Here is a 2699-nt window from a genome sequence, read left to right as displayed (position 1 = left end):
TCGCTGTGGTGGGCCCGCTCGCCGACGTAGGGCCGAGCGCGGCGGTAGAGCTGAGCGTGCTGGAGTGGGGAACGGCCCGGGTCAGGGCCGATCCTGCTGGAACGGGAAAGGTTCGGGCGGCGTGCGGATCAGAGCCCGAAGGTGCCGGGTCCCACGTTCTTGCTGTTGCGGGTGCGTAGCGCGTGGACGTATTCCTCCGGCGCGCCCGCCTTCTCGGCGGCGTCGGCGATGACCCCGAGGTAGCGCGCCGACGGCAGCCCGCCCTCGTAGGCGTCCAGCACGTAGAGCCAGGCCAACACCGGTTGGGTGCCGGTGCCGGGGCTGGGGGTGACGCGGAGCCGGATCTTCTTGTGGATCCCGAAGTCCGAGCCCTCCCAGCGATCGAGGCTCACCTCGTCGTCGTCGGGAACGTCGTAGAGCACGACGAACACGCGCGAACCGGGCTCCTCGACCACCGTCGCCAGCGGTCCCTCCCAGCCGATGTCGTCCCCGGCGAAGGTGAGGCGCCACCCCTCCAGCCAGCCGGTTCCGTACACGGGGGAGTGCGGACAGCGCTTGAGCATCTGCTCCGGATCCATGTTGGATCCATAGGCGGCGTAAATCGGCACCGTATGAGCCTATCGAATGTAGCCACCCGGTGTTCCGATCCCCGCGGTATCCGATTGTTCGACGGGCGGGGCGGGGTGTGCGTGTGACGCGTTCGACAGGCGGGGTGACCGGCCCGCACCCGCCGGGAACGTGGCGGAGGGCGGAAAATACAGTTTGGTAGGCGCCGGAGATCCCGGTTGCCGAGCTGAAGCGGAGGAACAATGACCCGCATTGCGATCATCGGAGGCGGCCCCGCCGGATACGAGGCGGCGCTGGTGGCGGCCCAACACGGGGCGCCGGTCACGCTGATCGACAGTGACGGCATCGGCGGCGCGTGTGTGCTGTGGGATTGCGTGCCGTCCAAGACCTTCATCGCGTCCACCGGCGTGCGTACCGATCTGCGGCGCGCCCGCGATCTGGGCATCACCGTGCACCCGTCGCAGGCGCAGGTGCGGCTGGCCGAGGTGAATTCGCGCGTGAAGGCGCTCGCGCAGGCGCAGTCCTCGGATATCAAGACCAAGTTGCAGACCGCGGGCGTGACCGTGCTGCACGGCCGCGGCGAGATCATCGACCAGGCCCCGGGTCTGGCCACCCACCTGGTGAAGGCCACCACGTTCGACGGTCAGGAGCGCGTGCTCGAGGCCGAGGTGGTGCTGATCGCCACCGGCGCGAGCCCGCGCGTGCTGCCCGGCGCGGAGCCCGACGGCGAGCGCATCCTCACCTGGCGGCAGCTCTACGACCTCAAGGAACTCCCGGAGACCCTGGTGGTGGTCGGTTCCGGTGTCACGGGCGCGGAATTCGTCTCCGCCTACACCGAGATGGGCGTGAAGGTGAAGATGGTCTCCTCCCGCGATCGCGTCATGCCCGGTGAGGACGCCGACGCCGCGCTCGTGCTCGAGGACGCCCTCGCCGAGCGCGGTGTGGAACTGGTCAAGCACGCCCGCGCCGACGCGGTCGAGCGCACCGCGGACGGCATTGTGGCGAAACTCTCCGACGGCCGCACCGTCACCGGCTCGCACGCCCTGATGACCGTGGGTTCGGTGCCCAATACCCAGGGGTTGGGCTTGGAGCGGCTCGGCATCGAACTCGACAAGGGGGGTTACCTGCGCGTGGACCGCGTCTCGCGCACCACCGCGACGGGCGTATACGCCGCGGGCGACTGCACCGGCCTGCTGCCGCTGGCCTCGGTGGCCGCCATGCAGGGCCGCATCGCCATGTATCACGCGCTGGGCGAGGGCGTGCAGCCCATCCGCCTCAAGACGGTCGCCTCGGCGGTGTTCACCCGCCCGGAGATCGCGACCGTGGGCGTCAGCCAGACCGCCATCGACAACGGCGAGGTCCCGGCCCGCACGGTCATGCTGCCGCTGAACACCAATCCGCGCGCCAAGATGTCGGGCCTGCGCCGCGGTTTCGTCAAGATCTTCTGCCGTCCGGCGACCGGTGTGGTGATCGGCGGCGTGGTCGTGGCCCCGATCGCGTCCGAGCTGATCCTGCCGATCGCGCTGGCGGTGCAGAACAACCTCACGGTGAACGATCTGGCGCAGACATTCTCGGTGTATCCCTCCCTTACCGGCTCCGTTACCGAGGCGGCGCGGCAACTCATGCGTCATGATGATCTCGACTGACGGGTGAACATCCGGTGTTGGGAACACCTGCCGCCTTGCCGCTGGCCGCGCAGTGTGATTCACTTCGCGGCGGGAAAGCGATCGGTCGGGCGATCGCGAGATTGTCGGGGGTGCAACCCTTTCCGGTCCCTACCGGTGCGAACTCGCGGTCACCCGCGTGACGCGCGCGGGATGAGGGATCGAAAGGGATACACGAGAAGTGAAGCACCGCAAGCCGAACCGCATGAAGGTGAGCACCTCCCTAACGGTGGCGGGTGCGGCCGTGGCGGCCACACTGATGTCCACCCCGGCCAATGCCGTTCCGAACGATCCCAACGCCTCGCCGACCGCGCCGGCGCAGCCGGGTGAGGGCGGGAACCCGGAGGTACAGCCCCGCACCGGTGGGGCCCCGGCCCCGCAGCCGGACAACACCCGCAAGCCCGAGAACCGGCCCACGCCGAGCCAGCCGGGCGTCAATCCGGAGCAGCCGGTACCGCAGGGGGAGAC

2 protein-coding genes and 1 pseudogene are annotated in these 2699 nt (G+C 69.4%); 2 read left to right on the top strand and 1 reads right to left on the bottom strand.

Going from position 1 to position 2699, the window contains the following annotated elements; genetic code table 11:
- Positions 1 to 128 precede the first annotated feature (128 nt).
- On the bottom strand, positions 129 to 608 hold the full coding sequence (locus QK444_RS35235) for a gamma-glutamylcyclotransferase (RefSeq protein ID WP_282786317.1): 480 nt from the start codon (positions 606 to 608) through the stop codon (positions 129 to 131).
- A 201-nt stretch (positions 609 to 809) separates the two neighbouring features.
- Between QK444_RS35235 and QK444_RS35230 the strand changes: the two genes are divergently transcribed.
- Together QK444_RS35230 and QK444_RS35225 are read left to right on the top strand one after the other, a co-directional pair.
- Positions 810 to 2213, top strand: a complete 1404-nt coding sequence (locus QK444_RS35230; protein ID WP_029925603.1) for an NAD(P)H-quinone dehydrogenase — start codon at positions 810 to 812, stop codon at positions 2211 to 2213.
- A gap of 199 nt (positions 2214 to 2412) precedes the next feature.
- Positions 2413 to 2699, top strand: a pseudogene (locus QK444_RS35225) (hypothetical protein); the annotation flags it as partial.

It is taken from the genome of Nocardia sp. CC201C, from assembly GCF_030010695.1.
Lineage (GTDB): Bacteria > Actinomycetota > Actinomycetes > Mycobacteriales > Mycobacteriaceae > Nocardia > Nocardia otitidiscaviarum.
This window is presented reverse-complemented; position numbering and strand designations above follow the sequence as displayed.